Source organism: Oerskovia merdavium (assembly GCF_014836755.1).
Lineage (GTDB): Bacteria > Actinomycetota > Actinomycetes > Actinomycetales > Cellulomonadaceae > Oerskovia > Oerskovia merdavium.
Window position 1 is genome coordinate 1 of the sequence record NZ_JACSQF010000020.1, and the last position, 4,918, is coordinate 4,918.

Annotated in this window: 4 protein-coding genes; 2 read left to right on the forward strand and 2 right to left on the reverse strand. The window is 67.4% G+C overall.

Annotated elements, in window-relative coordinates; translation table 11 throughout:
* Positions 1 to 40: 40 nt before the first annotated feature.
* Both H9641_RS16440 and H9641_RS16445 read right to left on the reverse strand, forming a co-directional pair.
* The gene (locus tag H9641_RS16440) at positions 41 to 463 is read right to left on the reverse strand and encodes an FRG domain-containing protein (RefSeq protein WP_191805516.1); all 423 of its coding nucleotides are present in this window, start codon (positions 461 to 463) and stop codon (positions 41 to 43) included.
* Positions 464 to 517: 54 nt separating this feature from the next.
* The gene (locus H9641_RS16445; protein ID WP_191805517.1) at positions 518 to 745 is read right to left on the reverse strand and encodes a hypothetical protein; all 228 of its coding nucleotides are present in this window, start codon (positions 743 to 745) and stop codon (positions 518 to 520) included.
* A gap of 341 nt (positions 746 to 1,086) precedes the next feature.
* On the opposite strand from H9641_RS16445, the gene H9641_RS16450 reads away from it, so the two are divergent.
* Both H9641_RS16450 and H9641_RS16455 read left to right on the forward strand, forming a co-directional pair.
* A complete protein-coding gene (locus H9641_RS16450; RefSeq protein ID WP_191805518.1) occupies positions 1,087 to 3,045 on the forward strand; it encodes a hypothetical protein in 1,959 nt (652 codons plus the stop codon).
* A 1,016-nt stretch (positions 3,046 to 4,061) separates the two neighbouring features.
* Complete coding sequence (locus H9641_RS16455; RefSeq protein ID WP_191805519.1) at positions 4,062 to 4,832, forward strand: thioesterase family protein; 771 nt, start codon at positions 4,062 to 4,064, stop codon at positions 4,830 to 4,832.
* Positions 4,833 to 4,918 lie beyond the last annotated feature (86 nt).

Consider the following 4,918-nt stretch of genomic DNA (forward strand, 5'->3'; position numbering starts at 1 on the left):
TTAGGCACGATGAACATCCTTCCAGCAAGGACCACAGTCCTCACAGGTCAGGAGTCAACCGAATCCGGGGCAGTCCCATTAGACGCGTCGCTGCGGCGTGGTGGCGCAGACGAGCAAGAAGCTCCCAGTCACCCGTGTACTGCGCACGGTCGGCACCTGTCTTCCTGATCGTCTCTAGCATGCGGATCTCGTGATCACGAATCTCGGCCGAGTTCTTCTTTTGACGCGTCGCCTTCGACTCGACCCTCCAAGTCACGTCGGCTTGCCCGCGCCAGACGATTCCGCCTTCGGGCCCCGAGATCGAGATGCTGTTGACCGCGTTGACGATCTCGAGTGCTGCTTGCTGCACGAGTTTCGTCCCGGGCTTGGTCCCCCGTCGGCAGGCCACGCTTGAGCCTGATTCGAAGACCATCTCGGCAGGCCACGGCGTCGCGGTGGTCGGCGACGGTACTGGTGTAGTCATGACCCTCATGATGTCAGGAATGGCACTGTGCCCCACGAGTCGGGCCCTCCGGGGCTATGAGATCTCCTCAAAGTCCACGGCGCCGCGCCGCTTCATGAACTCGGTGTAGCAGACAACCGTCTTGATCTTCCCACAGTGGCAGACGAAGTAGTACGCCGTGTACCCGTACGAGGGTAGCCACGCCTGGCCGTCGCGGGTCCACTTGTGGACCGGGAGACCGAAGGAACAACTGGCCTCGCAGTAGTTCTCACCGGACAGGGCACCAGCGTCCTCTGCGTCCATGCGGGCAAGACTAGCCGCCTCGGTCGTGGACGAAGCGTCCTGCTCGTTCTTGTCCCGGGCGGTGCGGGTAAAGCAAGTGCGCAACCAGAAGTTTCTCGACTGGCTGCGGGGCATGGCTGCCCCGGCAGAGATCGCGACGGCGGAGTGCACGGTGGGCCGTCCTAGGCGTCAGACGACCAAGCGAAGCGGTGTAGGGAGGTTCCCCGCACGTCCTGGACCTGTTCGGCACCCGGGGGCGCAGCCACTTCATCACCCCCTGCACCGACCGGTGCCTCGCGGTCTCACGGACCGCTACTGTGCTCTGCGATGGGTGCCGTGCGAGCTCCCAAGAGGGGGGAGACATGGCCCAGAGCGGGCGGTACGAGATCAGTCCAGAACGCGAGGACCTCCTTACCTTGGCACGCACCGAAGCGGCCACGACGCATGTGCCCTTGGGGGGCGAGGTGACTTTCAAGCGGCAGTCCGTGCGCCCGCCAGGCCTGGACCGGATCCTGATCAAGGATGGCAAGGAGATCGTCGGTCGCCTCTACCTGCCGACGAACGTGCTCACGCTGAAGGACGAGCGCAACCGCCACTCAGTGATCCGGCTACTCGAGAACGCTGGGCATCCCGTGCTCAGACCCAACTGGGATGCCGTGCCAGAGCATGCCGCCCACGTCGAGTACATCAACGGCTGGCGATGCTGGCGCGTATCTCTGGGAGCGCCCTGGCCTGACCAGGACCAGTCTGTCCCCGACGTAGCGGTGTACTTCGCCGACAAGCAGGTCGTGTACAGCGGTGCTGCACAGTGGGACGAGGCGATCGTGGCCGTGCTCGAGTGGCACGGGCTACGCGTCGACGAGGTAGTCGACGAGATCCCCAAAGGGTACGACGCAGGGCTCGCGGCAAAGATCCAGCAGTCTGTGGAGCAGTGGTTGTGGCGGCGCCAGACGTCCCTGTCGTCGTTCGAAGAGGAGCCGCAATGGATGGCTGCCGTCAAGCTGGCCAGATTTGCTCCCACGGGTGCACAGAAGGTGCCCGCGGCCCATCGCGCGCTGGTCCCTGAAGCAGTCGCTGACGCAGTTGACGAGTGGTTCGAATGCAACCCGTATGACCGGTACACACCCCACCGAGGACACCTGTGGTGGGCGCACCGGGCAGCGTCGTTCACAGTCCCACAGGTCGACCTCCTGAGGAGGCTTGTTCCCCCGATCGACCTGCCGGACACTGAGAGGCTCGCTGTGCGTTGGGCAGAGCGGATCTCGCCAGATCACATCCTCACCCTCGCAGCGATACGCCTGAGGGAAGTCGAGCCCACCTGGTGGGCGTCGCTGCCCTGGAGAGCGCTGAAGCTTGAGTTCGCGTCGCTGGGAAGCCTCAGCCTCGAGCAAGCCCAGCACACCGGTCAGCCCGACCTGGTCAAGGCAATTCAGGAGTGCCTCTTGCCAGTGGCAGACCTGCCTAAGGGCATGGATGACCTCAACGACGCGGGACGCCTCCTGCTGGCGTCCGCCGCGCTCGCGCACGCCGGCGTAGGAAGGCCCGCGGTCGACCACGAGACGCAGCACATCTGCCTCGTGTGCCGCCGGCAGTTCCTGCGCACCGGCCATCCCCTCGTGACACTCCTCGCAGTCCGCAGCTCCCAGGTCTGCTGCGCGTGCGCTGACGCGGCGCGCCTGTACAGCAACGACGGGTTCGGCGGGGCGGTGGACCGTCCCAAGCATCATCCGTACCGGTGGACCCCAATCCGCAAGGCTGGCGTCCTGAGCGCCCTGGAAGTACTCACCGCTGACGGCGGCGGCCCGCCGTCTCAGGCGGGGCTCGCGGCGAAGTTCGAGTGGGACACCGAGGAGGAACTCATCCGCCAGGTCATGCTCCGGATCCCTCTGCCGAACCTCAAGGAGACTTCCCCCGCCAACCCCAGATACTCCTGGGCGGAATGGCTCGAGCGCGCTGGCGTCCTGGACGGCTGGCGCCCCGCGTTCGGCACCTACACGACCGCGACCGACGGCCACCCGTGCCGGTCGCTGTTCGAGCGACACGTCGATGACTGGCTCCACGCCCACGCGATCGCGCACGACATTGAACCGCAGTACCCCTACGACGCGACCCTCAACCCGAACGCGCTGCGCGCCGACTGGCTCATCAAGGGCACGTACGTCGAAGCTGCGGGGCTGACCGCGCGCCCGGAGTACGCCCAGAAGATCGAAACGAAGAGGGCCATCGCCTCCGCACACGGCCTGGACCTGATCGTTGTCCACCCCAAGGACCTCGGCCGACTCGATGCCTTGTTCGCCAGGTGGCTCCCGGCGGCGCGCTAATTCACCTTCGGGCGGCGCTGCGAGCGCGGCGGACCATAGGAAGTCCGCTCACCGAACCACGCCCTAGATCCACAACCCGGACATTATTGGACACATGCAAAGAAAATTCGCAGGACAGGCCCTAGCCGCAGCCGGACCTCTCTGGAGGGCTACCTCGCCCCGTCCATCCAACGAGTTCGAGTACAACTGGGCGATCAAACTTGGCGACGATGTGTCGTGGTTGTCTGAGGCGCTTGGTGGAGGATTGCAACCAGTGGACGTCCGCTGGCGTCGCAGCAGGCATGGGCATGGCAGCCGCGCCCGTCCGACGGCTTACCCGTGAGGAAGTCGCTGAGCAGGTGCACTCGTCACCGGGCCCGATGGTCCATAGGGACCGTCATGGGCCCCTTCGCAAGCCGGCACGGCCTGGCCTGACGCGCGACCGCAGCACGATCCGCAATTAGCACAGCACCCGGTCAAGGTTCAGCTGGCGCAGTCGTCCGGCGCGGTGTGCCGCTGCGAGCGCACGCGGCCTCTTGGACCGTCTCGACCCCGGTTCCAGGGATAGCCAGGTACGTTCCTTGAGTGACAACCCCAGCGCGACGTCCTGCTGTCCCAGCCACACCGCTCGCCCCGCTAAGGAAGGGTGCATACCCACAGCCTCTGTCGGCGGCCGAACGGTGGGCGTAGCGTGGAATGCCCGCATGCACGGCCCGCTCTTGCCACAGATTTGCCACAGTGTGAGCGCCTACTAGGGCAGAGGAGATGCACCAGAGATGCACGACAGCTATCAGCCGACCATCATGCAACCCTCTGACCTGCACAGTCATCATGTCCGATGTGTCGACCATCCTGTACTACGACCTCTGATCGTCGGTGCTCGCGGTGGTAGTCGCGAGCTCCTGACCTGCAGTGATGGCACCCCGGCCGCCCGACGTGGCGACCGGGGTGCCACACTTTTGCCACCCCCGCAGGCCTCCGGGGTGGTAGGAAGGACGCGCCCACCCGCCACGAGCGGGTCCGTCCTGAGGAGACCCATGGCCTACTTCCGTCGCACCGGCGTGACGACCTTCGACCCGACCGAGCACGTGGGGGGCGCGTGGCGCACCGACGAGCAGCACGTCGCGCCCTCGCTCGGCCTGCTTGCCCACCTCGTCGAGACGGACCGCGACGAGCGCGGGCGCAGCGACCTCGCCGTGACCCGGCTGTCGTACGACATCTGGGGGACGTACCCGCTCCGCGAGGTCGACACCCGGCTCACGGTCCTCCGCGCAGGGCGCACGGTCGAGCTCGTCGAGGCGGAGCTGACGTGCGGCGACCGCCGCGCGATCACGGTCCGCGCGTGGCTCGCCCAGACCTCCGACACCACGGCCCTGGCGGGCGGCGCTCCCCCGCCCGTGACCGGCCCGCAGGAGACACCCGCCTGGGATCCCGCGACCGTGTGGCCGGGCGGCTTCATCGAGTCGATCGACGTGCGTCGCGCCCTTGTCGAGCCCGGGCGCGGGACCGTGTGGGTCCGGACCGACCACGCGCTCGTCGAGGACGAGGACGCGAGCCCGCTCGCCCGCGCGGCGGGCCTGCTCGACGCGGCCAACGGCATGTCGGTGCGCGCGCACCCGCGCGAGGTGGCCTTCCCGAACCTGGACCTGACCGCCCACCTGCACCGCTCTCCTCGCGGGGACTGGGTGGGGCTCGACACGACCGTGACGTTCGGCCCGACCGGTGCCGGACTCACGCAGGCAGTGGTGCACGACGAGCACGGAGCTGTCGGGGCGCTCGCGCAGTCGCTCGTCGTGCGCCCGATCTGACGCGAGCCCCCGCCGCGTGCGCACCGACGGGGTGAGCGCCGCCGTCGGGAGGCCCGACGACGGCGCGCGGGCCGGGGGGGGGGGGG